A 24,126-nucleotide genomic window follows, 5' to 3' on the forward strand; every position below is an offset into this window, starting at 1 on the left:
GCCTGGCTCAGAGAACTCTTGTGCCTCTTCCTGATCCAGCTATCGCATACGCTTGCCTGTCCGCTCCCGCTCAATTCGGCTTCTTAACGGACGACCGCTTATGGAAATGAACATCTCAGTGGGTGGTAGAAGCCGTCAGCATGATCTGGCGCGTAGAAGCGTTGCGCCAGGATTGGGTTTATCGCCGCGGCGCTAGCCTCCAAGACCTCAATCCGACGGGTTGAAAGGGTCACCGGCTAGCGCCGAAGCAAACGACTCCGCCGCTCTCGGATTCCCTTGGTCTTCAGGGGCGAGATTCGCGATCGACGATTAATCTCGGTGGTGATCGTCTGGCCAGCGCGTATCGCCGCAATATCCAAGGGTTTGGTCAGCTCTACCGCTCGTCCGCGATCACCTTGCCGTCGTTCGGCAGCGCGCCGGGCCTCACCAGTTCAACCTCGCCTCCGAGTTTCGTCACTGCGCGCAAGGTGCCTGCAATCTCCTCGCGCAACACGTCGCTCGCGGCCGCCGTCTCCGCTTTCAGCGTCATTGCGTCGGCCTCGCCCTGGCGCGTGACGACGAGGCGCAGCCTTCCGAGCGCGGGATAGCGGTTGCCGATCTCGGCGATCTGCTCGGGGCGGATGAACATGCCCTTGATCTTGGTGGTCTGGTCGGCGCGACCCATCCAGCCCTTGATGCGCATGTTGGTGCGCCCGCAGGGGCTGGTCCCGGGCAGTGCCGCGGTGAGGTCGCCGAGAGCGAGCCGGATCCAGGGATGGTGCGGGTCGAGCGACGTCACGACGATCTCGCCGACGTCGCCGGGCGCCACGGGATCGCCGGTCCCGGGCTTGACGATCTCCATGATCAGATCCTCGTTCACGACCATGCCGTCGCGCGCGCTGGTTTCGAAGGCGATGAGGCCGAGATCGGCGGTGCCGAAGGCCTGGTAAGCGTCGATGCCGCGTGCCTTGATCTCGGCCTGAAGCGAGGGCGGGAAGGCCGCGCCCGAGACCAGCGCGCGCTTGATCGAGGAGACGTCGCGGCCCGAGCTTGCGGCAGCATCGAGCAAGATCTTCAGGAAGTCCGGCGTGCCGCTGTAGCCGACGGGACGGTAGGCCTCGATCAGCTCGAATTGCTGCTCGGTATTCCCTGGACCTGCCGGGATTACGGCGCAACCGAGCGCGCGCGCCGACGCATCGAAGACGAAGCCGCCGGGGGTGAGATGGTAGCTGAAGGTGTTGAGCACGATGTCGTCGGGCCGGAACCCGGCCGCGAACAGTGCCCGTGCGCCGCGCCAAGGATCGGCCTGTCGCCCCTCCGGCTCGAAAATCGGCCCTGGGGAGGTGAAGAGGCGGGCGAACGAACCGGGCGCCGCCGCGATGAACCCGCCGAAGGGCGCGGAGGCCTTGTGCAGGGTCGGCAGTTCCGACTTGCGCAGCACCGGCAGGCCCGCCAGAGCCGCCCTGGAGGTCACGGCGGCCGGATCGACGCCTTTCAGCCGATCGGCATAGGCGGGCGCGGTCGTCGCAGAGCGCAGCACGCCGGGCAGGCGGGCGAACAGATCGGCCTCGCGCGCGGCTTGCTCGCGCGTCTCGAGGGCGTCGTAATGGGCGGTCATGGCTGATCTTTCCGGGTTGGCATCCGTTGCGCGCCGCCGCCGGCATGGGTATCAGACGGCCATGGGCGAGGTTTGAAGAGGACGCGATGGCGAACGAGGGAATCAGGGCGGCGGACGGAGCGGCCGACGTCGTCGCGCGCCTGAAGCGCCGCATGATCGACGAGGCGCTGCCGCTGTGGTCGACGGTCGGCTGGGACCATGGCGCGGGTGGTTTCATCGATCGGCTGCATCGTGACGGCACGCCGGACAGCGCCGCGCCGCGCCGGGTGTTCGTGCAGGCCCGTCAAATCTGGTGCTACGCCAAGGCTGCGCAGATGGGCTGGCACCCTGAAGGGCGCGCCATCGCACTGAAGGGGCTCGAGCATCTGCTCGCCAAGGCAAAGGCGCCCGACGGCCGGCCCGGCTACGTGCACCGGCTGACGCCCGAGGGCGCGGTGCTGGACGGCCGGCGCGATGCCTATGACCACGCCTTCATCCTGTTTGCGCTCGCGACCGTCTATGCGCTCGACCAGGACGCGCAAATTCGCGCCGAGATCGACACGTTGCTCGCCTTCCTCGACGCTCATCTGCGTTCTCCGCACGGCGGCGTCCACGAAGGCTTTCCGGTCTCGCTGCCGCGCCGGCAGAACCCGCACATGCATCTGTTCGAAGCGATGATCGCATGCTTCGACGCGACCCACGATTTGTCGTTCCAGAACCGCGCCGGCGAGTTCTTCGCACTGTTCCTCGCCAATCTCTACGACAAGCAGACGCGCGCGCTCGGCGAATATTTCGAGGAGGACTGGTCCAAGATCGCGCCGGTCAGCGTCGAGCCCGGCCATCAGGCGGAATGGGTCTGGCTGCTGAAGGGGTTCGAACGCATCACGGGCTGCCCGACCGGACAGCGGCGCGCCGAGCTGCTGGAAACCACGCTGCGCTATCGCGACGAGGCCACCGGCTGCCTGATCGACGAGGGTGACGACGCCGGCAGCATTCGCCGTAGCACGCGCCGGCTGTGGCCGCAGACCGAGATCGCGAAGGCGTGGATCGCGCAGGCCGAATCCGGCGAGGCGGGCGCGGCGGACGAGGCGCGCATGGCGCTGGCTCGGCTCGAACGGCACTATCTCAGCCATCCCGTGCGGGGCGGCTGGTACGACCAGTTCGATCGCGACGGCAAATCGCTGATCGACACCATTCCTGCGTCGTCGTTCTATCATGTTCTCTGCGCAGTCACGGAAGCGGAGCAGGTGCTGCAGTAAGAGTGTTCTGTGTTGACGCGTTTTCTTCACGCGAACCGGTTCCCACTTCGCTCGAAAACGCTATGTCAAAGCCAGCGCTTTCGCCGCTTGAAGCTCTTGAGGTTCTTGAAGCTCTTGCGCTGGTCGCCGGCGCCGCCGAGGTAGAATTCCTTGACGTCCTCGTTGTCGCGCAATTCGTCCGCGGTGCCGTCGAGCACGACCTTGCCCTGCTCCATGATGTAGCCGTGGCTTGCCACCGACAGCGCGGCGCGGGCGTTCTGCTCGACCAGGAGAATGGTGACGCCAAGGTCGCGGTTGATCTTCTGGATGATCGAGAACACCTCTTTCACCAGCAGCGGCGACAGGCCCATCGAGGGCTCGTCCATCAGGATCATCTTCGGGCGAGCCATCAGCGCGCGGCCGATCGCGAGCATCTGCTGCTCGCCGCCGGAGAGATAGCCGGCAAGCCCGGTGCGCTCCTTCAGGCGCGGGAAGTAGTTGAAGACCATATCGAGATCGGCCCCGACCTCGCGGTCTCTGCGGGTGAAGGCACCTAGCTTGAGGTTTTCCAGCGAGGTCATGTCGGCAACGATGCGCCGGCCCTCCATCACCTGGAAGATGCCGCGGCGGACGATCTTGTCGGGATCGATGCCGTTGATGCGCTCGCCCTCGAACAGGATCTCACCGCGCGTGACTTCGCCGTCCTCGGTCTTGAGCAGCCCGGAGATCGCCTTCAGCGTCGTCGACTTGCCGGCGCCGTTGGCGCCCAGCAGCGCCACGATCGCGCCCTTGGGCACGTCGAGGCTGAGACCGCGCAGCACCAGGATGACGTCGTCATAGACGACCTCGATGTTGCGCACGGCAAGGAGAGGCGGCGCGGGTACGATGCCGGGGGAGGGACGAGCAGCTGCTTCGTGAATTTCGGTCATGCCTCATACTCCGCTGTCGTCGCCCGGCTTGACCGGGCGACCCAGTATTCCAGAGACGCCTGGGACTCAAGGAGAGGCGGCGACGTACTGGATCCCCCGCCTTCGCGGGGGATGACATTTATGTTTGAGGTGAGCGTTAAGCTCACCACCCAAGCAATTCCGGCTTGCGCGGAAGCTCGACAGTCTTGACCTTCTCGAGCTTGATCGCGCCCTTGGCCATGAGGTCGTTGAGGTCGCCGTCGGTCGCGCCCGCAATCTTGGTGCGGTAGAGATCGACCTTCAGCGTGCCGCGGTGGTCCTTGTCGGTCCAGGTCGAGGGATTGCAGACGCCTTCCATGCCTGCCGGCACCCAGTCCTTCTTCTGGTAGAAGCCTTTGGCGACGTTCTCGCCGGTGGCGCCGCCGTTCTTGGCGGCCCAATCGATCGCCTCCTTCATGTAGAGCGCCGAGCAGACCGCCGCGATGTAGTGCACGGGCCGATAGACCTTACCGGTCGGGTCGGACATCTTCGAAATCTCTATCACGGTCTTCATGCCGGGCGCATCGCCGCCCCAGCTCACAGCGGTGCGCAGCGGGAAGATCACGCCGTCGGCGGCATCGCCCGCGGTCTTGGCGGCGTTCTCGTCCATGCCCCAGACATTGCCCATGAACTGGATGTCGACTCCGGCAGTCTTGCAGGCCTTCATCACCGAGATGTTGGACGCGGCGGTGTTGCCGAGATAGGCGTAGTTGGCGCCTGAGGATTTCAGGCTCAGGCACTGCGCGCTGTAGTCACCCGGCGCGAGCGCGAACACCAGCGGCGGCAGCACCTCGAAGCCGAGCTCCTGCGCCATGGCTTCGCCGGCGGCCTTCGGCGCGTTCGGGTACGGGTGGTTGGCCCCCATGTGGACGAATTTCGGCTTGCCGGACTTGCCCTTGGCCTTCCAGTCTTCGGCCGCCCACATCAGCATCGCGCGCAGCGAGTCCGAATAGCTCGGACCATAGAAGAAATTATAGGGCGCGGGCTTGGCCTTGCCGCTGACACCTTCGGGATCGGTGAGAGCGGCGGCGTAGGAGCCGGAGAGATCGGGGATCTTGTCCTGGGCTAGGAAGCCGGTCAGCGCCTCGGTGTCTGCCGTGCCCCAGCCCATGATCGCCGCGACCTTGGAGTCCGGCGCCGACCACTTCTTGTAGAGTGCGATCGCGCGCGGCACCTGATAGCCATAGTCGTTGGTGTCGACGTTGAGCTGCTTGCCGCCGACGCCACCGTTCTTGTTGACCCAGGCGAAGGTGTCGGCGACGGCCTGGCCGTAGGGCGTGCCGACATCGGACGTGCCGCCGGAATAATCGGCGAGATGACCGATCGCGATCTGCGCCTGCGCGCCTGACGAGAATGCGGCGATCGCCAGCGCAAGTGACGCGGTGCTCAAAAGGGATTTTGTCTTCATTGGTTGCCTCCTCCTGTTTATTTGTTGGTTAGAGAGTCGCCCGCACTCAATGCGAGAACGGGTAGAGTTTCCAGTACGCCTTGATCTGTCGCCAGCGATGCGCGAGCCCGTCAGGCTCGAACATCAGGAACGCGATGATGATCACCCCGATCGCGATCTCGCGCAGGAAGGTGATGTTGTTGTTGAGCGACAGCGCCTTGTCGATCGCGCCGCCCTTCAGCGCCACGCTGAGGAACTCCATCGTCTCGGGCAGGAGCACCACGAACGCGGTGCCCATCAGCGTACCCATGATCGAACCGGTGCCGCCGATGATGATCATGGCGAGAAACAGGATCGAGCGTTCGATGCCGAAACCCTCTTGCGATACCACGAGCTGGTAGTGCGCATAGAGCGCGCCGGCGATGCCGGCGAAGAACGCGGCGAGGCCAAACGACAGCGTGCGATACTTTGTGAGGTTGATGCCCATGATCTCCGCGGAGAGATAATGGTCGCGGATCGCCACCAGCGCGCGGCCATCGCGCGTGCGCATCAGGTTGGTGACGAGGACGTAGCTTGCAACCACGTAGGCGAGCACAACGTAGAAATATTGCCTGTCGCCGCGCAGCGTGTAGCCGAAGATCGAGAACGGACTGGCGCTGGCCGGCACCGAGCCGCCAGTGAACCACTCCGCGCGCGAGAAGAAGTCGAGCAGGATGTATTGTGCCGCGAGCGTCGCGATGACGAGGTAAAGCCCCTTCAGCCGCGCCGCCGGGATGCCGAAGATCAGCCCGACCAGCGCAGTGACGATTCCCGCGAGGGGGATCGCGAAGAACACCGGGATCGATGCGCTGTTGGAGATGTAGGCAGACGTGAAGGCGCCGAGCAGGAAGAAAGCGGCGTGGCCGATCGAAATTTGGCCTGTGAAGCCGACCAGGATGTTGAGGCCAAGCGCGGCGATCGAGAAGATGCCGATCTGGATCAGGATGCTGAGCCAGTACCCACCAAGGAATTGCGGCACGAGGCAGAGCAGCACCACGCCGACGATCGCAAAGTTGCGGCTGGTCGTGGTCGGGAAGATCGTGGTGTCAGCCGCGTAAGAGGTGCGGAAATCACCAGCAGGGATGAGGGCGGGGCCGGCCATGGATCAGATCCGTTCGATGTCGTGGGTGCCGAACAGGCCGTAGGGCTTGATCATCAGCACGATGATGAGGACGTAGAATGGCGCGATCTCGTAGAGATTGCCCCAGTGCAGGTATTCGCTGTCGACGTATTGCGCGATGTTCTCGAGAAGCCCGATGATGATGCCGCCGAGCACGGCGCCGCCGACGGAATCGAGCCCGCCGAGGATCGCGGCCGGAAACACTTTAATGCCATAGGCGGCGAGGCCCGAGGATACGCCGTTCACGACCGCGACGACGACGCCCGCAACGGCCGAGACCGTTGCGGAGATCGCCCAGGCCATCGCGAACACGCTTTTGACGGAAATGCCGAGCGATTGCGCGACCTGCTGGTTGAACGCGGTGGCGCGCATCGCAAGGCCGTACTTTGACGCGCGGAAGAACCAGGCCATGCCGATCATCATCGCGATCGAGACCACGAGACTCATGACATAGACGGTTTGGATCTGGAGCCCGAGCAGGCTGACGGACTGGCTCTCGAACACGCGCGGGAACGGCTGCGGATTGACGCCGAACATCCATTTCAGCGTGGCCTGCAGCACGGTGGACAGGCCGATCGTCACCATGATCACCGAGATGATGGGTTCGCCGATCATCGGCCGCAGGATCAGGACCTGCACCGCGATGCCGAACACGAACATGAACACCAGCGTCATCGGCATGCCGATCCAGAACGGCACCTGGTATTTCGCCAGCAGCGTCCAGCACACCCAGGCGCCGACCAGCAAGAGTTCGCCCTGCGCGAAATTGACGACCTGGCTAGCCTTGTAGATCAGCACAAACGACATCGCGACCACGCCATAGAGCGTGCCGACCACGAGGCCGTTGACCAGGAGCTGGATGAGGAAGGCGGTGTTCATGCAGTGATGCTCGTTGATAAATTCGGCGCGCTCTTCCCCTCTCCCCTTGTGGGAGGGGGTGGCTTCGCGAAGCGAAGACGGGTGAGGGGTTGTCTCCGCAGTGAGGAATCGAAGAGAGGACCCCTCACCCCGGCCAGGGTGTGGCTAACAGCGGAGATGCCCTCTCCCGCAAGGGGAGAGGGCGCATCGACCAGCATCGCGCTCTCGGTTCGAAGTAGGCTCACTCCGCCGCCTCCGCGAGCTGCCCGTGTCCGCCGAGATCCACCACTCGCAGCGTCGTCCGCACCCTTTGCGTGGTGCCGTCCTGGAAGCGGATCATGGTGTCGACGGGGATGTCGGCTTGGCCGCGGTAGATCGCGTCGATGATGCCTTCGTATTTCTCGTTGATGACGCTGCGGCGCACTTTCCGCGTGCGGGTGAGCTCGCCGTCGTCGGCGTCGAGCTCCTTGTAGAGCAACAGGAAGCGCGAGATGCGCTGCGCCGGCGGCAGCGTGGCGTTGACGGTCTCGACTTCCTTCTTGAGCAGCGCATAGACCTCGGGCCGCGAGGCCAGGTCGCTGTAGGTCGTAAACGAGAGCCGGTTCTTCTCCGCCCATTTGGAAATGATGGAGTAGCGGATGCAGATCATCGCCGCGAGCGCGTCGCGCCCCGAGCCCAGCACCACGGCTTCCGCGATGTAGGGCGAGAACTTCAACTTGTTCTCGATGAATTGCGGCGAGAAGCGGTCGCCGCGCGAGGTCTCGGCGAGATCCTTGATGCGGTCGATCACCACGAGCTGCTTGTCGCCGTTGAAATAGCCGGCGTCGCCGGAAAGCATCCAGCCATCCCTGAGGTCAGCGACGCTCGCCTCCGGGTTCTTGTAGTAGCCGAGGAACATGTTGGGATGCCGCACCACGATTTCGCCTACGCCGTGAACGTCGGCATTGTCGATGCGGATTTCGACGCTGTCGGCCATCGGCACGCCGGTGGTGTCGGGATCGACCTTGCCCGCGGGATGCAGCGTGTAGGCCCCCAGCAGCTCGGTCTGGCCGTAGAGCGTGCGCAGCGGCACGCCCATCGCCTGGAAGAACTTGAAGGTCTCGGGGCCGAGCGCCGCGCCGCCGGTTGCGGCTGAACGCAGGCGGGTGAAGCCGAGGCGGTCGCGCAATGCACGGAACAGGATCGCGTCGGCAAAGCCGGAACGCTCGCCCTGTTCGAGCGCGGTAAGCCCGCTCTTCATGCCGATGTCGAACAGGCGCTGCTTGAACGGCGTTGCATCCATCACCCTGGCGCGGACGTCGGCCGCGATCGATTCCCAAACGCGCGGTGCAAACAGGACAAACGTCGGTGCGATTTCGCGCAGATCGTTCATCATGGTCTCGGGCTCTTCGACGAAGTTGATCTTCATCCGGCACAAGAGGCCTTTGCCGAGCACATAGACCTGCTCCATGATCCAAGGCAGCGGCAGCACCGACACGTATTCGTCATCCGGCCCTTTCGGGTCGAAAGCGAGATAGGTCGCGCAGTGTCCCAGCACGCGGCCGGCGGCGAGCATCGCGAGCTTTGGATGCGAGGTGGTGCCAGACGTCGTGCAGAGGATCGCGACGTCCTCGCCCTTGGTCGCATCCACCAGCCGATCGTAGAGTTCCGGTTCGCGCGTAGCCCGAGCCCGGCCGAGTTTGGCAAACGTCTCCGCCGACATCAAACGCGGATCGTCGTATTTCCGCATGCCGCGCGGATCGGAATAGATGATGTGCTTCAGCCTTGGGACTCGGTCGGCCAGGGTGAGCAGCTTATCGACCTGCTCCTCGTCCTCGGCGAAAACGAGCTGCGCCTCGCCATAATTGAGGAGATAAGAGGCTTCCTCGTCGAGCACGTCACGATAGAGCCCGAGGCTCAAGCCTCCAACCGCATGAGTGGCGATTTCCGCCGCGACCCAGTCCGGCCGGTTGTCGCCGATGATGCCGATGACGTCCTGGCGCCCAAGGCCCAGTTCGATGAGGCCGAGCGCGAAATCGCGCACCCGCGTCTGGTAGGCGTGCCAGGTGAACGGGCGCCAGAGCCCGAGATCCTTCTCCCGGAGTGCGATCTCGTTGCCGTACTCCTTCGCATTGAGCCGGAGCATTTTCGGATAGGTGTCGGCCTGGGCGACGCGGCCTGCGTAATCCATCATGCCGCGCTCTCCTGCGCCGGCGGAGCATCGTCAGGATCGACCAGCACCTCGTCCTCTTCGCCGAGATAGGCGCGCCTGACGTGGGGATCGGCGAGCACGGCGGCCGGATCGCCCTCGGCGATCTTGCGGCCGAAATCCAGCACCATGACGCGGTGGGAGATGTCCATCACCACGCCCATGTCGTGCTCGATCATCACCACGGTCATGCCGAACTCCTCGTTGAGATCGACGATGTAGCGGGCCATGTCCTCCTTCTCCTCGAAATTCATGCCAGCCATCGGCTCGTCGAGGAGAATGAGGCGCGGCTCCAGTGCCATGGCGCGGGCGAGCTCGACGCGTTTGCGCAGGCCATAGGAGAGGGTGCCGGCTTGCGCCTTTCGGACCGACTGGAGATCGAGGAAGTCGATGATTTCTTCCACCTTGCGGCGGTGCTCGAGCTCTTCCTTGCGCGCGCCGGTGAGCCAGTACAGCGAGCCTGTGAGGAAATTGTTCTTCAGGAGGTGATGGCGGCCGACCATGATGTTGTCGAGCACGCTCATATGGTGGAACAGCGCCAGGTTCTGGAAGGTGCGGCCGATGCCGAGCGAAGCGCGCGCGTTGGGCGTCAGGCCGGTGATGTCGCGGCCCTGATAGAACAGCTGGCCTTCGGTCGGCTTGTAGCGGCCGGAAATACAGTTCACGATCGAGGTCTTGCCGGCGCCGTTGGGGCCGATGATCGAGAACAGCTCGCCCTCCCTGATGGCGAAGCCGACATCGGTCAGCGCACGAACGCCGCCGAATCGCAAGGACACGCCGCGCACTTCAAGACTGGTAGCCACCAAACAGATCCCTCCCGGTGATGGCGCATTCAGTGGCGCTCTTCGTCCGTTCTGTCGGGCGATCCTAGTACGGCCGTGCCGGTGAGGCCATGCAGCAGATGGTCTCGACCGGAGCCGCGCCGCTCTCGTTCCCGTTTGGGATCAAAAGCCGCATCGCCCGAGGTGGTCCTCAATAGGGGAAAGCGCTATTTTGAAATGTCTCACGCCTGACAATTCTGCGACAAAGTTTTTTGGCGCTCGCAGCCTCCATCTTTCGTCTGATGGTAGCCGAGACGATCATGCTGCATTGCAGCAGAACAAGGAGTGACGAGCGGTGCGGCGGGCTTCGGGTTCATGATTTCAGAGGATCAACTGAAGCGCGTCGCTGCCTGGTCGCGCGAGCTCACGCAAGCGGAGATCGAGGTCGCTCGTGCCGGGATCACGGAGCGGTCCTACGGCACCGGCGAGACCGTCTTCATGCGCGGCGACACGTTCGACTATTGGGCCGGCATGGTCTTTGGGCTTGCCCGGATGGGCGGGGTCTCGCGCGACGGCAAGGAGACGAGTCTTGCCGGGCTGACGTCGGGGGCCTGGTTCGGCGAGGGCAGCGTGCTCAAGAACGAGCCGCGCCGCTATGACGTCGTCGCGCTGCGCAACAGCCGCGTCGCGCTGATGGAACGCAGCGCCTTCATGTGGCTGTTCGAGAACAGCGTCGGCTTCAACCGCTTCCTGGTGCGCCAGCTCAACGAACGGCTGGGCCAGTTCATCGGCATGCTCGAGGTCAACCGCACGCTGGATGCAACTGCGCGGCTTGCCCGCAGCATCGCCTCGCTGTTCAATCCGATCCTCTATCCGGAATCCACCGCGCATCTGGAGGTCACCCAGGAGGAGATCGGCGCGCTTTCCGGCATGTCCCGCCAGAACGCCAACCGCGCGCTGAACCGGCTGGAGAAAGAGGGGCTGCTGCGGCTGGAGTACGGCGGCGTGACCATTTTGGATATCGAGCGGCTAAGGGGATACGGGGAGGAGTGAAGCCGCGTTCGCGGCCGCAACCCACCGCTTGCTCTTCCGGCACGACGAGCCCATCCTTGCCGGGATCCTGGGCCCATCTGACCGGGTCCAGCAGACTGCGCCATCGCGGCGCCCGCGGGGTCTCGACCCATGAACTGCTCCTGTTGCGGTTCCGAGGTTCAGAGCGGCTTTGCCTTCTGCCCGAAATGCGGCACGAAGCAGCCGAACGCCTGCCCCGGCTGCGGCTATGCGTGCGCACCGGATTTCGCGTACTGCCCGAAATGCGGCGCCCTCGTCAGTGAAGCCTCCAAGGCCGGCGGGCAGGCATCAATGCAGGCCAGCCGGGTGACAATCCCAACCAGGGCGTCCTCGCCACCGCTGGCGCCGACGGCCGACGCCCAATACGGGTTTCGATCGCAGCCGGAGAAGATCGACAGCGAAGCCAACCGCCGCACCATTACCGTGCTGTTTGCCGACCTTAGCGGCTTCACCACGATGAGCGAGCGACTCGATCCTGAAGTCATGCAGGCGCTTCAGAACGAATTGTTCGAGGAGCTAACGGCGGCGGTGCAAAGCTTTGGCGGCTTCGTGGACAAATTCATCGGCGACGCGCTGCTTGCGCTATTCGGAGCGCCGGCCGCGCACGAAGACGACCCCGAGCGGGCCGTCCGCGCCGCGCTCGATATGATCGGCCGAACGGCGCAACTCAGCGAACGTGCAAAGGCGTATGCCGGGTCACCGCTCCTGCTTCATGTCGGCATCAACACCGGGCATGTGGTTGCTGGCGGACTGGGTGTCGGAGTTGCCAAATCCTACTCGGTCACGGGCGATACGGTGAATACGGCTCAACGATTGCAGTCGATGGCTTCCACGGGCGAGGTGCTGGTCGGGCCGCTGACCTACCGTCTTACGCGGCATGCATTCTCATATGAATCGCTTGGCGAGGTCTCGCTGAAGGGCAAGATGGGCAGCGTCCTGGTCCATCGCTTGAACGGACCGCTCGACACGCCCCGTGCGGCACGCGGCCTCGATACGCTGGGCCTCAGTGCGCCGGTGATTGGGCGCGACGCCGAGCTCGCCCGTCTAGTCGACAATCTTGATCTCGCGTGTGGCGGCGCGGCGCAGCTGGTGCGGCTGGTCGGTGAAGCCGGCATCGGCAAAACGCGTCTGGTGGACGAATTCGTTGCCCACGCCCGCGATGAGGACCGTTTCGCCGGCGTGGCGATCCGGCGCGCTGTCTGCTCGCCGCTGGGCGAACAGTCCTATGGCACCCTTGCCGCTGTGCTGCGCAGCGCCTACGGCATCGCGCAGAAGGCGACCGTGGCGGAGGCCCAGGCCAAGCTGGCCACGGCACTGTCGGAGCTCGGCCTTGGGGTCGAAGAGGCCGATCGCCTGATGCCCCTTTATTTCCACGTTCTCGGCCTCGGCGATCCGGACGCCGCGCTGCAGCACGTCGAGCCCGAGCAGCTTCGGCGGCAGATATTCTTTGCGATTCGTACCGTGTTCGAACGGCGCCTGGTCCTGTCGCCGCTCCTGATCATTGTCGAGGATCTGCACTGGGCCGATGCTGTATCGCTTGAAGCGTTGCGATTCCTGATGGACCGGCTGGAGCGTACGCGGCTGATGCTGTTGTTTACGCATCGGCCCATGTTGGAACTGGATCAGTTCGGCTCGGGACGGATCAGCCATACAACCCTTCGATTGCTTCCACTTGGTGATGCAGACGGACAAAAGCTGCTCGCGGCCTACTTCAGCCACGGCTGGAGTGAACCGCCGGGCAATCTGTTCAGCCGAATCCTCGAGCGCGCGGGCGGCAATCCACTCTTCTTTGAGGAAATCATCCGCGGTCTCATCGAAGCTGGCGCCTTGGAGCGTGACGGCTCACGGTGGCGGATCAAGTCAGATGAAGCCGCCGCCGGTATACCGGCAAGCATTCAGGCCCTGTTACTGGCGCGCCTGGACCGGCTGCCGCATGAGGTGCGCCGCTTGGCCCAGGAGGCCGCGGTGATCGGCCCCCGTTTTGACGCGGCTCTTCTCGGTGCGATGGCATCTGAGAGGACGAAGGTGGAAGGGGGGCTCGAACTTCTGTGCGATGCCGAGATTGTCGAGGAGGTCGCGGGCGCCAACTCGATCTCGCTGCGATCTTATCGCTTTACGCAAACCATGCTTCAGGACGTGATCTATCAAAACCTGCTCTTGCAGCGTCGGATCGAGCTCCATGGACGGATTGGTGCCGCGCTGGAGCGGCTCTATGGCAATGAGCCCGAGCGCCTCGAGGACCTCATACTGCTCGGACACCATTTCAGCCTGAGCGCGAGCAAGCCGAAAGGTGCGCGCTATCTGCGCGCGGGCGGCGATCGCGCCCGCGCGACCTACGCCAATGACGATGCCATTCGCTTCTACCAACAGGCTCTCGCCGTGTTGTTGGCCGGCGGGGAACGGGAGCCCGAACGCCTGATCCTCTGCGAGCGGATCGCGGAGCTGTGTGCCGCGGCCGGCCGGAGGATCACGGCTGAGGAGCACTACCAGAATGCGCTGGAAGGTCATCGCAATGCGGAGGACCGCATCGGCGAAGCGCGAATTCTCCGCAAGCTTGGCCGATTGTTGTGGGACGCCGGCAAGCGGATCAAGGCAGAGGCGCATTATGCCGAGGCGGCCGAACGGCTGGGAGGGACCGACGCGCCCATCGAGTGGGCGCACCTCCTGCAAGAGCGCGGCCGTCTTTCGTTTCGCACGGGCGATCACGTGGCCGCCGCGAGATGGGCGGACGAGGCGCTTGGCTACGCCCGAAGCGTACCGGCGGACGCCGACAGGCAAGTCGGATTCGAGGCGGCGCGCGCCATTGCAGAGTCGCTCAACACCAAGGGGGTGGCACTGGCGCGGCTTGGCCGACACCAGGAGGCGGTCCGCGAGGTGGAGCAAAGTGTCGCAGCAGCCGAGGCCGCCGGTCTCCTCAACGTGGCCTGCCGCGGTTACACCAATCTTGGTGTGCTCTACACGATTGTCGACCCTGCGAAAGCCGTGGAGATTTGCCGGCGCGGACTCGATGTCGCGCGTCGGATCGGAGATCTCGGGTTCCAGGCGCGCCTTCTCGCCAATTTTGCCGTTGCCTGTTGCACCTTCACCGACAAATGTACTGAGGAGGGGGTGCCGGCCGCCGAAAAGGCGATCGAAATCGACCGCGCGCTTGATCAGCGCGAGCATCTCTCCGTGCCGTTGATCGTGCTCGGGCAAATCCATCAATGCCATTTCCGGCCCGATCTGGCTGCTCGTTGCTACAATGAGGCAATCGAGGTGGCGAGCGAAACCGGCGAGCCGCAGCAGCTGTTTCCATGCTATGATGGTCTTGCGACGCTGAACCTTGATCGAGGCGACATGCCCGAAGCCGAGCGATATTTCGCGCTGGCACAGGACGTCTGCACGCGGCACGGGCTTGATCCCGCAGGGCTGATCGTACTGCCGTTTCTTGACTAGATCATGTGAAGGAGTGCCATCATGTCTGAACGTCACGTCGAGGGACCACTTCAACCGGGCGATCGTGCACCGAACGTCGTGCTGGACGCGATCACACGCGACGGAAAGATCGCGCTCGAAGACTTTCGCGGACAAAGCCCGATATTGGTGGGCCTGTATCGGGGGCTGCATTGCCCGTTCTGCCGCCGCCATATCGCGGCACAGGCGCAACTTGATGCCGCCTTGCACGAGAAAGGCGTCGAAAGTCTCACGGTGGTCAACACGCCGATCGAGCGCGCGCGACTCTATTTCCGTTACCATCCGTTGCCCAACCTGCTCGCTGCGTCTGATCCCGAGCGGATCTCGCACCGCGCGTTCGGCCTGCCCAATCTCGAGTTCACGGAGAACGAGACCGAGTGGCCGCACAAGGTCGGCATGAACGTGGTCATGAGCATGCAAGTCGACATGCCCGGCGAATTGCCCGGCCCGATGAACCGGCCCGCGGCCGCGGAGTACCTCAATAACAAGGACGGCTATGAGATAACGGAAGCCGATCAGCGCATGGCGGCAACCGGCCAGGGCCAGCTCTTCGGGCAGTTTCTGCTCGACCGCGAGGGGGTTGTGCGCTGGAGCTTTACCGAGGTGCCCGAAGGCGGCCATCGCATGTTTGCCGCGCCGAGCCCGCAGGAGCTGATGTCGGCCGCCTCGCAGATGGCAAGCTAGGCACCGCGTCTGGCGATCATTCCGCCACCTTCGGCCCCTTGTCCACCAATGCTGCCGCCATCGCCGAGATCAGCGGGCGCATGAAATAGTGGTCTTCCACCGGCGAGATGTCCGTGCGCAAGCCGAGCGCTACGAGCTCGCCGGAGACGGCCGGCCCCACTGACGCGATCAGCGTCCGCTCGAATCCTGCGCGCAGGCGCGCCTCACTGCCATGCGCCCTCGCAGCTTCGAGGAGACGGCGGACCTGGCCGAGATTGGTCAGTGCGATGGCGTCGATCCGCCCTTCCGCCATGTCGTCGATTGCATTGACGATGCTGGCGTCCGCAGCCTTTGGATCGTAGACGTAAGGCAACACGGTATCGACCTCGGCACCTTGCGCGGCGAGCGCGCCGGTCAGCGCGCTGTGGTCCTTGTCGGGATAGAGCTGGAGGCCGAGGCGACGTCGGTTTAGGTCGAGCTTGCCCAGCATCTCGATCACACCCTCGGTGGTCGGCTTCTCCGTCATCTGCTGCTGCTCGAGCCCGATCTCGCGTAGCGCCTTGCCGGGCTTCGGGCCGCGGGTAAATTTTCGCGATCGGGCGAGGGAAGCAACCAAGGCCTGGTCGAGACCACGTGTTCGCGCGAGCTTCATGATCCGCCGCAGCCCTTCGCCGGTCATCAGCACGAGATCGTCGAAGGGCTTGTCGATGGCACGGCGGATCCAGGCCTCGACCGGGGCGGGGTCCGGCGCATCCTGGATGGTGAACATCGGGCATTGCACGACCTCGGCGCCTTGCTCAGCCAGCAGCTTCGAAAACTGCGCCTCCTCGCGCGTTTCCAGGATCAGGATGCGGGTGCCGTTTAAGCGGTCGGCCATGAGCCTACTCCGGTCAGTCAAAGCAATGGTGCGTTCATCCTGACTCCACGGTCGGGATTGGCGCAAGGTGGGGTCGGTGATAGAGCAGGGCGCAAATCGCGGGGCGTTCCGCAGCCGTTGCCCAAACCTTCATCAAGGCCCACTTTTTCAAAGACCATGCCCAATCATCAATATGTCCTGACCCTGTCCTGTCCGGATCGTCCCGGCATCGTCTCGGCGGTGTCGACCTTCCTGGCGAATTCCGGACAGAACATCCTCGACGCCCAACAGTTCGACGACATCGAGACCAACAACTTCTTCATGCGGGTGGTGTTCACAGCCGCCGATCTCGCCGTGGAGCTGTCGGCGCTGCAGACCGGCTTTGCCGCGATCGCCGAGCGTTTCGGCATGGAATGGCAGATGCGAGATCGCGCCGCGCATCGCAAGGTGATGCTTTTGGTGTCGAAGTCCGACCACTGCCTGGTCGACATCCTCTATCGCTGGCGCACGGGCGAGCTGCCTATGACTTTGGTCGCCATCGTCTCCAACCATCCGCGCGAGGTCTATGACGGGCTCGATTTCGGCGGGGTTCCGTTCCACTATCTGCCTGTTACGAAAGAGACCAAGCGCGAGCAGGAGGCGCAGATCCTCGATCTCGTCGCCAGGACCGGGACCGATCTCGTCGTTCTCGCCCGCTATATGCAGATATTGTCCGACCATCTCTCGGCCAATCTGTCGGGACGCTGCATCAACATCCACCACTCGTTCCTGCCGGGCTTCAAGGGCGCAAAACCCTATCACCAGGCCCATGAGCGTGGCGTCAAGCTGATCGGCGCCACCGCGCATTACGTCACGCGCGACCTCGACGAGGGCCCGATCATCGACCAGGACGTCGAGCGCATCAGCCATCGCGACACGCCTGAGGATCTCGTCCGAAAGGGCCGCGACATCGAGCGCCGCGTGCTCGCGCGCGCGATCCGCTACCATCTCAACGACCGCGTCATCCTCAACGGCCGCAAGACCGTGGTGTTCGTGGATTGATTTGCTTCACCGCAAGCCGCGAGGCGGACGATTTAACGCACCGCGGTGCCGGGCGCTGAGCCCGTCGTGCCCTTCTGCGCCTGCTCTTCCTTTTCGCGATCTGCTGCCGGCATCAGCCGCTTGCGCTCGCGCTCCTTCATGTAGGCATCGTATTGCGGCGTGCCCGCCCGCGGCGGGGCGTCCGCCGGCAAGCCGCCGGCCCATTGCGGGACGTAGTCGCCCATGCCGGACGAGAGCTTTTCGTTGACGGTGCCGCAGCCGGACAGGCCCGCGGACAGCGCGAGGAGGATCAGGAGGGAACGGAAGGATCTGGGCATTGTACGGAGGCGAGGTCAGTCGTGTTGGACGCCAGGTCAGGCTGTCGCCGGGAGAGTAGCCTTCAACAAGGTAAAATAGACTTATTCGAGGTAGGTAATTTGATACCGGAGTGTGCCGACCCAGGCCCTGCCGATGTTCAAATTCTGCAAACAAAAGACGAAATCCTCCATCCACCCGGCCGACAGCGTTTCTAGACTGCGGGGAGAGCTCGCGACAAAGCGCCCTGATCCGGAGATAAGGCTTTTTCGTTGACAGGTCCATTTTGTTTGTACAATCGTACAAATGAGAGCGATTGCAATTGCGATGCCGGCGTTAGTCGGACGTGACCCGATATCGCTTCTGCCGTCGGCAATCGGAAACGCTCGGCTTGCGCCGAATGGTCGCCAAACGTCCGATTGACAATAAGGGCGCGAAAGACGCCATGTGGCGCACGGCATCACGCGTGCGTGAGCTAAACTTAAGGCAAAGATCGGGCACTCGGTCCAGCGCACAAGAGATCAGGAATGAAGGGGAGGGACATCTGATGTTCGAACGCAAACAACTGTCTCGTAGGACTGTTTGGGCTGCAGCAGCTGCCGCCATCGCGGGCCTTGCGGCCATCGCACCGGCCAAGGCCGAGGATAGCGTCAAGGTCGGTCTGATCCTGCCGATGACCGGCGGCCAAGCCTCGACCGGCAAGCAGATCGAGAACGCGATCAAGCTCTACATGCAGCAGAAGGGCGACACCGTCGCCGGCAAGAAAATCGAGATCATCCTCAAGGACGATGCTGCGATTCCGGACAAGACCAAGACCGCCGCGCAGGAGCTGATCGTCAACGACAAGGTCAATTTCATCGCCGGCTTCGGCGTGACGCCGGCAGCCCTTGCCGCCGCGCCGCTGGCGACGCAAGCCAAGATCCCGGAAGTGGTGATGGCGGCCGGCACGTCGATCATCACCGAACGCTCGCCTTACATCGTGCGCACCAGCTTCACGCTGGCGCAGTCCTCGACCATCATCGCCGACTGGGCGGTGAAGAACGGCATCAAGAAGGTGGCGACGCTCACCTCCGACTACGCGCCGGGCAACGACGCGCTCAACTTCTTCAAGCAGAACTTCACCGCCGGTGGCGGCGAGGTGGTCGAAGAGGTGAAGACGCCGCTTGCCAATCCCGATTTCGCACCGTTCCTCCAGCGTATGAAGGATGCCAAGCCTGACGCGATCTTCGTGTTCGTGCCGGCCGGCCAGGGCGGTAACTTTATGAAGCAGTATGCCGAACGCGGGCTCGACAAGGCCGGCATCAAGGTGATCGGACCGGGCGACGTGACCGACGACGACCTCCTCAACAACATGGGCGACGCCGTGCTGGGCACGGTCACCGCGCACCTTTATTCGGCGGCGCATCCCTCGCAGATGAACAAGGATTTCGTCGCGGCCTACAAGAAGGCGTACGGAAACCGGCCGGGCTTCATGGCGGTGAGCGGCTATGACGGCATTCACCTGATCTACGAAGCGTTGAAGAAGACCAATGGCGACACCGACGGCACCAAGCTGGTCGAAGCCATGAAAGGCCAGAAGTGGGAGAGCCCGCGCGGCCCGATCTCGATTGACCCCGAGACCCGCGACATCGTGCAGAACATCTACATCCGGAAGGTCGAGAAGGTTGACGGCGAGCTCTACAACGTCGAGTTCGCGACCTTCGAGGCCGTCAAGGATCTCGGCAAGACCAAGAAGTGACGTGCGAAAGCGCGTCATTCCGGACCCTCACCTCTCCCGCTTGCGGGAGAGGTCGGCGCAAAGCGCCGGGTGAGGGTTCTCTCCTCTGGGGGAGTCTTCGTTGTTGAGGCACCCTCTCCCCAACCCTCCCCCGCAAGCGGGGGAGGGAGCGCAGCACGGCATTTGGCTACACTTGGGATGATTTTCGACCCGCGATGACCTCAATCCTCACCAATCTGTTCGATGGCGTTGCCTACGGCATGCTGCTGTTCGTGCTGGCTTGCGGGCTCGCGGTCACGCTCGGCTTGATGAACTTCGTCAACCTCGCCCATGGCGCCTTCGCCATGGCCGGCGGCTATGTCTGCATGGTGCTGGTCAACCGGATGGGCTGGCCATTCTTCGCGGCATTGCCGCTCGCCTTCGTCTCCTCCGCTTCGATCGGCATCGTGCTCGAGCGCACGCTGTACCGACACCTCTATGCGCGCAGCCATCTCGACCAGGTGCTGTTCACGATCGGCCTCACGTTCATGTCGGTCGCGGCCGTCGACTACATCCAGGGCTCGTCGCGGGTCTTCATCAACCTGCCGGCGGCGCTCCAGGGTCAGTTCGACGTGTTCGGCGTCGGCATTGGCCGCTACCGGCTGATGATCATCGTGATCTGCGGGCTGCTCACCATTGCGCTCCAGATGGTGCTGGCGAAGACGCGGTTCGGCAGCCGCCTGCGTGCCGCAGTCGATGACCCGCGCGCCGCGAGCGGCCTTGGCATCAACGTGCCGCAGGTGTTCGCCTTCACGTTTGCGTTCGGTTGCGGGCTTGCCGGTCTCGGTGGCGCGCTCAGCGCCGAGATCCTCGGCCTCGACCCGTATTTCCCTCTGAAGTTCATGATCTACTTCCTGATCGTGGTCACCGTCGGCGGCTCGTCCTCGATCACCGGTCCCTTCCTGGCCTCGCTCCTGCTCGGCATCGGCGACGTCGCCGGCAAATATTACGTCCCGAAGATGGGACCTTTCGTGATCTACACCATGATGATCGTGATCCTGATCTGGCGCCCGAACGGTCTGTTCGGCCGCACGGCCGCGCGTTGAGTTCGCCGATGAGCGCCTCCTCCGACGTCGGCTATCACGCCCAGCGCCAGGCACGCTGGCACTATGGCGAGGCCGCTTTCTGGCTGATCGTGCTGGCCTGCGGCTTCGTATTTCCCACGCGCTACCTGATCATGACGGACATCCTGCGGCTCGCGCTGTTTGCGATGTCGCTCGATCTGATCCTCGGCTACGCCGGCATCGTCTCGCTCGGCCATGCCGCCTTCTTCGGCGTCGGCGCCTACGCCGCGGGGCTTCTTGCGCTGCACGGGATCATCAACGAGCCCGTCCTTGCGCTTGTCGTCGCCGGCCTTGTCGCGATGGTACTCGGCTTCGCCACCAGCTTCCTGGTGATCCGCGGCGTCGATCTGACGCGGCTGATGGTGACACTCGGGATCGCGTTGTTGCTTGAGGCGCTGGCCGAACGCTTCTCCAACATCACCGGTGGCACCGACGGCCTGCAGGGTATCGAGATGCAGCCGATCTTCGGCGAGATCCCGTTCGACATGTTCGGCAAAACCGGGTTCTTCTATTCGCTCGCCGTTCTGTTCCTGTTGTTCCTGTTCGCTCGCCGGGTCGTGCACTCGCCGTTCGGTCTGTCATTGCGGGCGATCAAGAACAATCCGCTCCGCGCGGCCGCCATCGGCATCCCCGTTAACCGCCGCCTGATTGCGATCTATACGCTCGCGGCGTTCTATGCCGGCATCGCAGGCGCGCTGTTCACCCAGACCACCGCGATCGCCTCGCTCGATGTGTTCGCCTTCGAGCGCTCGGCGGACCTGATGCTGGTGCTCGTCATCGGCGGCACCGGCTATCTCTATGGGGGGCTGATCGGCGCAGTGCTGTTTCGCATGCTGCAGGAATTATTCTCGACCATCACTCCGCAATACTGGCAGTTCTGGATCGGCCTCGTGCTGGTCGTGATCGTCCTGGTCGGCCGCCAGCGCCTGCATCGCTGGATGCTGTATGTGCCCAATCTGGTCATCAGGCAGATAGCGGGGCGCAAAGCCGTTGTCGCCGTGCCGGAGAGCGACGCATGACCATCGCGCTTGAAACCCAGAATCTCGAAAAGCAGTTCGGCGGTCTGCGCGTCACCCGCGATCTGTCCTTGAAAATCGAGCAGGGCGCCCGCCACGCGTTGATCGGCCCGAACGGCGCCGGCAAGACCACGGTCATCAACCAGCTCACCGGCGTGCTCAAGCCGAACTCGGGCCGCATCCTGCTCGAAGGCCAGGACATCACGGATCTGCCCGTGCACAAGCGCGTGTTGCGCGGCTTGTCGCGTACCTTCCAGATCAACCAGCTCTATCCCGACCTGACCCCGCTCGAGACCATCGGTCTCGCTGTCTCTGAGCGCCTCGGCCATGGCGGCGACTGGTGGCGGCGGATGGGCACGCGCAGCGACGTCAACGGCGAGATCGCCGACCTCCTGACGCGCTTCCACCTGCTCGACGTCATGAACGAGCAGACCGTGACGCTGCCTTACGGCAAGCAGCGCCTGCTCGAGATCGCGGTCGCGATCGCCGCCAAGCCGCGCGTGCTGCTGCTGGACGAGCCTGCCGCCGGCGTGCCCGAGAGCGAGCGCCACGACATTCTCGCCGTCGTCGGCAGCCTGCCACGCGACGTCACCGTGCTGCTGATCGAGCACGACATGGACCTCGTGTTCTCCTTCGCCGACCGCATCTCTGTCCTGGTCTCCGGCGCGCTGCTCACCGAAGGCCCGCCCGAGCAGGTCGCGCGCGACCCGCAGGTCAAGGCGGTCTACCTCGGCGAGGAGGCGGTCAATGTCTGACCTGCTCGCGATCGACTCGCTTCGCGCCGGCTACGGCGAGGCCGTGGTGCTGCCGAACATGTCCCTGCGTCTCGCCGAAGGCCAGGTGCTGGCGCTGTTGGGGCGCAACGGCACCGGCAAGACCACGCTGATCAACTCGATCGTCGGCGTCACCCGCCGCTTCTCCGGCACTGTCGGGCTGGCTGGCGCCGACGTCACGACCTTGCGGCCCGATCAGCGGGCGCGCGCCGGCATCGGCTGGGTGCCGCAGGAGCGCAATATCTTCCGCTCGCTCACGGTGGAGGAGAACATGTCCGCAGTGGCCCAGCCCGGTCCCTGGACCGTCGAGAGGGTCTACGAGATGTTCCCGCGGCTGAAGGAGCGGCGGAGCAATTTTGGCAACCAGCTCTCCGGCGGTGAGCAGCAGATGCTGGCAATCGGCCGCGCGCTGACCCTCAATCCGAAAGTGCTTCTCCTGGACGAGCCGACCGAGGGCCTTGCCCCCATCATCGTCGAGGAGCTCTTGAAAGCGATCGGGACCATCACCCGGGCGGGCGGCATCTGCTCGATCATCGTCGAGCAGAATGCCCAAAAGATTCTGGGGCTGGCCGACCGTGTTGTGATATTGGAGCGCGGAACGATCGTCCACGACGCCCCGAGCGCCGCGCTGAAGGCCGACCCGTCGGTCCTCGAGCGCCACCTCGGCGTTGCAGGGGCGGCGGCCCACTAAAAATAACTGGGAGTAAGAAATGCAGCGAACCAAAGCCCCCTTCCGCGCCGACGAGGTCGGCAGCCTCCTGCGCCCCGCCAAGATCAAGGAAGCCCGCGCCAGGCTGGAGAAGGGCGAGATCTCGGCCGACGACCTGCGCAAGATCGAGGACATGGAGATTGAGAAGGTCGTGCATAAGCAGGCTTCGCTCGGCCTGAAGCTCGCAACCGACGGCGAATTCCGCCGCTCGTGGTGGCATTTCGACTTCCTGGCCAAGCTAACCGGCTGCGAAATGTTCCACCCCGACACGGGCATCCAGTTCGCGGGCGTCGAGACCCGGCACGACGCGGTGCGGGTGATCGGCAAGCTCGACTTCCCACATGACCACCCGATGCTGGATCACTTTCGCTTCCTGAAGAAGGTCGCCGACCAGGCTCACGTCACCGCCAAGATGACGATCCCGTCGCCGGCGGTGCTACACTTCCGCGGCGGCCGCAAGGCGATCTCCAAGGACGTCTATCCCGATCTCGACGCCTTCTACGAAGACCTCGGCAAGACCTACCGCAAGGCGGTGAAGGCGTTCTACGACGCCGGCTGCCGCTATCTCCAGTTCGACGACACCGTGTGGGCCTATCTCTGCTCGCCGGACGAATTGCAGAAGGCGCGCGAGCGCGGCGACAATCCTGAGGGTCTCCAGCAGATCTATGCGCGCGTCATCAACTACGCGCTGGCGGAGAAGCCCGCCGACTTGGTGGTGACGACGCATGTCTGCCGCGGTAATTTCCGTTCGACCTGGATTTCATCAGGCGGCTACGAGCCGGTTGCCGAGACCATGCTCGCTGGCACCAATTACGACGGCTATTTCCTCGAATACGACAGCGACCGTGCCGGTGGCTTCGAGCCGCTGCGCTTCCTGCCCAAGGGCAACAAGGTCGTCGTGGTCGGCGTCATCACCTCGAAGTTCGGTGAACTCGAGAACAAGGATGCGATCAAGCGCCGTCTCGAGGAAGCCGCCAAGTTCGCCCCACTGGAGCAGCTCGCACTCTCCCCGCAGTGCGGTTTTGCCTCGACGGAGGAGGGCAACGTCCTCTCCGAAGAGGAGCAGTGGGCCAAGCTCAGCCTCGCCGTGGAGATCGCGAAGGAAGTGTGGGGCCAATAAGCCTCTTTGCTCCGCTGTCATTCCCCGCGCAGGCGGGGAATCCAGTACGCTGCGGCTTCTCCGTATCTCTCTGTCTCTGGAATACTGGATCGCCCGCCTTCTGTTTAGACCGGACAGATCACTGACAGGTGTTCGGAGACATAGCTGACACATCAAAATGGGCTGGTCTGGTCGATTCGGGAGGCCGTCCATGCCC

20 protein-coding genes are annotated in these 24,126 nt (G+C 63.9%); 11 read left to right on the forward strand and 9 right to left on the reverse strand.

Annotation, left to right across the window (positions count from 1 at the left end; all coding sequences use genetic code 11):
- Positions 1-373: 373 nt before the first annotated feature.
- The gene (locus tag ABIB80_RS38010; RefSeq protein WP_354129498.1) at positions 374-1,597 is read right to left on the reverse strand and encodes a phenylacetate--CoA ligase family protein; all 1,224 of its coding nucleotides are present in this window, start codon (positions 1,595-1,597) and stop codon (positions 374-376) included.
- 86 nt (positions 1,598-1,683) lie between these two features.
- Here ABIB80_RS38010 and ABIB80_RS38015 point away from each other — a divergent pair, with 86 nt between their 5' ends.
- A complete protein-coding gene (locus ABIB80_RS38015) occupies positions 1,684-2,835 on the forward strand; it encodes an AGE family epimerase/isomerase (protein ID WP_354129499.1) in 1,152 nt (383 codons plus the stop codon).
- A gap of 65 nt (positions 2,836-2,900) precedes the next feature.
- Here ABIB80_RS38015 and ABIB80_RS38020 read toward each other — a convergent pair whose 3' ends face one another.
- From ABIB80_RS38020 to ABIB80_RS38045, 6 genes are all read right to left on the reverse strand, one after another.
- Positions 2,901-3,743 carry an ABC transporter ATP-binding protein gene (locus tag ABIB80_RS38020; RefSeq protein WP_354129500.1) on the reverse strand — a complete coding sequence of 281 codons (843 nt, stop codon included), beginning with the start codon at positions 3,741-3,743 and terminating at the stop codon, positions 2,901-2,903.
- Positions 3,744-3,885: 142 nt separating this feature from the next.
- Entirely contained in the window at positions 3,886-5,169 is a 1,284-nt protein-coding gene (locus tag ABIB80_RS38025) for an ABC transporter substrate-binding protein (RefSeq protein ID WP_354129501.1), read from the reverse strand.
- A gap of 46 nt (positions 5,170-5,215) precedes the next feature.
- Positions 5,216-6,289: a branched-chain amino acid ABC transporter permease gene (locus tag ABIB80_RS38030; protein ID WP_354129502.1), complete on the reverse strand. Its 1,074-nt coding sequence runs from the start codon at positions 6,287-6,289 to the stop codon at positions 5,216-5,218.
- A gap of 3 nt (positions 6,290-6,292) precedes the next feature.
- A complete protein-coding gene (locus ABIB80_RS38035) occupies positions 6,293-7,186 on the reverse strand; it encodes a branched-chain amino acid ABC transporter permease (protein ID WP_027519025.1) in 894 nt (297 codons plus the stop codon).
- A gap of 220 nt (positions 7,187-7,406) precedes the next feature.
- Positions 7,407-9,338 carry a long-chain fatty acid--CoA ligase gene (locus tag ABIB80_RS38040; protein ID WP_354129503.1) on the reverse strand — a complete coding sequence of 644 codons (1,932 nt, stop codon included), beginning with the start codon at positions 9,336-9,338 and terminating at the stop codon, positions 7,407-7,409.
- A complete protein-coding gene (locus ABIB80_RS38045; RefSeq protein ID WP_027519023.1) occupies positions 9,335-10,156 on the reverse strand; it encodes an ABC transporter ATP-binding protein in 822 nt (273 codons plus the stop codon). The genes ABIB80_RS38040 and ABIB80_RS38045 overlap by 4 nt, the downstream gene beginning before the upstream one ends.
- Positions 10,157-10,489: 333 nt before the next feature.
- On the opposite strand from ABIB80_RS38045, the gene ABIB80_RS38050 reads away from it, so the two are divergent.
- The 3 genes from ABIB80_RS38050 to ABIB80_RS38060 all read left to right on the forward strand — a co-directional run bounded on the left by ABIB80_RS38050 (position 10,490) and on the right by ABIB80_RS38060 (position 15,322).
- On the forward strand, positions 10,490-11,167 hold the full coding sequence (locus tag ABIB80_RS38050) for a Crp/Fnr family transcriptional regulator (protein WP_354129504.1): 678 nt from the start codon (positions 10,490-10,492) through the stop codon (positions 11,165-11,167).
- 129 nt (positions 11,168-11,296) lie between these two features.
- Entirely contained in the window at positions 11,297-14,620 is a 3,324-nt protein-coding gene (locus ABIB80_RS38055) for an adenylate/guanylate cyclase domain-containing protein (RefSeq protein ID WP_354129505.1), read from the forward strand.
- Between the two features lie 21 nt (positions 14,621-14,641).
- Positions 14,642-15,322 carry a redoxin domain-containing protein gene (locus ABIB80_RS38060; RefSeq protein WP_007601966.1) on the forward strand — a complete coding sequence of 227 codons (681 nt, stop codon included), beginning with the start codon at positions 14,642-14,644 and terminating at the stop codon, positions 15,320-15,322.
- Between the two features lie 16 nt (positions 15,323-15,338).
- On the opposite strand, the gene ABIB80_RS38065 is transcribed toward ABIB80_RS38060, so the two are convergent.
- Entirely contained in the window at positions 15,339-16,178 is an 840-nt protein-coding gene (locus ABIB80_RS38065) for a uroporphyrinogen-III synthase (RefSeq protein WP_354129506.1), read from the reverse strand.
- Positions 16,179-16,334: 156 nt separating this feature from the next.
- Here ABIB80_RS38065 and purU point away from each other — a divergent pair, with 156 nt between their 5' ends.
- Positions 16,335-17,198 (forward strand): formyltetrahydrofolate deformylase, encoded by an 864-nt coding sequence (gene purU, locus ABIB80_RS38070; RefSeq protein WP_354129507.1) that lies wholly within the window; start codon positions 16,335-16,337, stop codon positions 17,196-17,198.
- A gap of 32 nt (positions 17,199-17,230) precedes the next feature.
- Here purU and ABIB80_RS38075 read toward each other — a convergent pair whose 3' ends face one another.
- Complete coding sequence (locus ABIB80_RS38075; protein ID WP_354129508.1) at positions 17,231-17,515, reverse strand: hypothetical protein; 285 nt, start codon at positions 17,513-17,515, stop codon at positions 17,231-17,233.
- A 524-nt stretch (positions 17,516-18,039) separates the two neighbouring features.
- On the opposite strand from ABIB80_RS38075, the gene ABIB80_RS38080 reads away from it, so the two are divergent.
- The 6 genes from ABIB80_RS38080 to ABIB80_RS38105 all read left to right on the forward strand — a co-directional run bounded on the left by ABIB80_RS38080 (position 18,040) and on the right by ABIB80_RS38105 (position 23,930).
- Positions 18,040-19,230: an ABC transporter substrate-binding protein gene (locus ABIB80_RS38080; RefSeq protein WP_354129509.1), complete on the forward strand. Its 1,191-nt coding sequence runs from the start codon at positions 18,040-18,042 to the stop codon at positions 19,228-19,230.
- 194 nt (positions 19,231-19,424) lie between these two features.
- Positions 19,425-20,294, forward strand: a complete 870-nt coding sequence (locus ABIB80_RS38085; RefSeq protein WP_354129510.1) for a branched-chain amino acid ABC transporter permease — start codon at positions 19,425-19,427, stop codon at positions 20,292-20,294.
- Between the two features lie 8 nt (positions 20,295-20,302).
- Positions 20,303-21,331 carry a branched-chain amino acid ABC transporter permease gene (locus ABIB80_RS38090; RefSeq protein WP_354129511.1) on the forward strand — a complete coding sequence of 343 codons (1,029 nt, stop codon included), beginning with the start codon at positions 20,303-20,305 and terminating at the stop codon, positions 21,329-21,331.
- Positions 21,328-22,083 carry an ABC transporter ATP-binding protein gene (locus ABIB80_RS38095; protein WP_007612502.1) on the forward strand — a complete coding sequence of 252 codons (756 nt, stop codon included), beginning with the start codon at positions 21,328-21,330 and terminating at the stop codon, positions 22,081-22,083. Before ABIB80_RS38090 ends, ABIB80_RS38095 begins: the two co-directional genes overlap by 4 nt.
- Entirely contained in the window at positions 22,076-22,792 is a 717-nt protein-coding gene (locus tag ABIB80_RS38100) for an ABC transporter ATP-binding protein (protein ID WP_354129512.1), read from the forward strand. Before ABIB80_RS38095 ends, ABIB80_RS38100 begins: the two co-directional genes overlap by 8 nt.
- A 19-nt stretch (positions 22,793-22,811) precedes the next feature.
- Positions 22,812-23,930, forward strand: a complete 1,119-nt coding sequence (locus tag ABIB80_RS38105; RefSeq protein WP_354129513.1) for a cobalamin-independent methionine synthase II family protein — start codon at positions 22,812-22,814, stop codon at positions 23,928-23,930.
- The last annotated feature ends 196 nt before the right edge of the window (positions 23,931-24,126 follow it).

Source organism: Bradyrhizobium sp. i1.15.2, from assembly GCF_040548425.1.
Taxonomy (GTDB): domain Bacteria; phylum Pseudomonadota; class Alphaproteobacteria; order Rhizobiales; family Xanthobacteraceae; genus Bradyrhizobium; species Bradyrhizobium canariense.

Excerpts from the sequence above, each read along its gene's own strand:
- ABIB80_RS38010 (WP_354129498.1), bottom strand. The coding sequence starts at position 1,597 with ATGACCGCCCATTACGACGCCCTCGAGACGCGCGAGCAAGCCGCGCGC.
- ABIB80_RS38015 (WP_354129499.1), top strand. The coding sequence starts at position 1,684 with ATGGCGAACGAGGGAATCAGGGCGGCGGACGGAGCGGCCGACGTCGTC.
- ABIB80_RS38020 (WP_354129500.1), bottom strand. The coding sequence starts at position 3,743 with ATGACCGAAATTCACGAAGCAGCTGCTCGTCCCTCCCCCGGCATCGTA.
- ABIB80_RS38025 (WP_354129501.1), bottom strand. The coding sequence starts at position 5,169 with ATGAAGACAAAATCCCTTTTGAGCACCGCGTCACTTGCGCTGGCGATC.
- ABIB80_RS38030 (WP_354129502.1), bottom strand. The coding sequence starts at position 6,289 with ATGGCCGGCCCCGCCCTCATCCCTGCTGGTGATTTCCGCACCTCTTAC.
- ABIB80_RS38035 (WP_027519025.1), bottom strand. The coding sequence starts at position 7,186 with ATGAACACCGCCTTCCTCATCCAGCTCCTGGTCAACGGCCTCGTGGTC.
- ABIB80_RS38040 (WP_354129503.1), bottom strand. The coding sequence starts at position 9,338 with ATGATGGATTACGCAGGCCGCGTCGCCCAGGCCGACACCTATCCGAAA.
- ABIB80_RS38050 (WP_354129504.1), top strand. The coding sequence starts at position 10,490 with ATGATTTCAGAGGATCAACTGAAGCGCGTCGCTGCCTGGTCGCGCGAG.
- ABIB80_RS38055 (WP_354129505.1), top strand. The coding sequence starts at position 11,297 with ATGAACTGCTCCTGTTGCGGTTCCGAGGTTCAGAGCGGCTTTGCCTTC.
- ABIB80_RS38060 (WP_007601966.1), top strand. The coding sequence starts at position 14,642 with ATGTCTGAACGTCACGTCGAGGGACCACTTCAACCGGGCGATCGTGCA.
- ABIB80_RS38065 (WP_354129506.1), bottom strand. The coding sequence starts at position 16,178 with ATGGCCGACCGCTTAAACGGCACCCGCATCCTGATCCTGGAAACGCGC.
- purU (WP_354129507.1), top strand. The coding sequence starts at position 16,335 with ATGCCCAATCATCAATATGTCCTGACCCTGTCCTGTCCGGATCGTCCC.
- ABIB80_RS38075 (WP_354129508.1), bottom strand. The coding sequence starts at position 17,515 with ATGCCCAGATCCTTCCGTTCCCTCCTGATCCTCCTCGCGCTGTCCGCG.
- ABIB80_RS38080 (WP_354129509.1), top strand. The coding sequence starts at position 18,040 with ATGTTCGAACGCAAACAACTGTCTCGTAGGACTGTTTGGGCTGCAGCA.
- ABIB80_RS38085 (WP_354129510.1), top strand. The coding sequence starts at position 19,425 with ATGACCTCAATCCTCACCAATCTGTTCGATGGCGTTGCCTACGGCATG.
- ABIB80_RS38090 (WP_354129511.1), top strand. The coding sequence starts at position 20,303 with ATGAGCGCCTCCTCCGACGTCGGCTATCACGCCCAGCGCCAGGCACGC.
- ABIB80_RS38095 (WP_007612502.1), top strand. The coding sequence starts at position 21,328 with ATGACCATCGCGCTTGAAACCCAGAATCTCGAAAAGCAGTTCGGCGGT.
- ABIB80_RS38100 (WP_354129512.1), top strand. The coding sequence starts at position 22,076 with ATGTCTGACCTGCTCGCGATCGACTCGCTTCGCGCCGGCTACGGCGAG.
- ABIB80_RS38105 (WP_354129513.1), top strand. The coding sequence starts at position 22,812 with ATGCAGCGAACCAAAGCCCCCTTCCGCGCCGACGAGGTCGGCAGCCTC.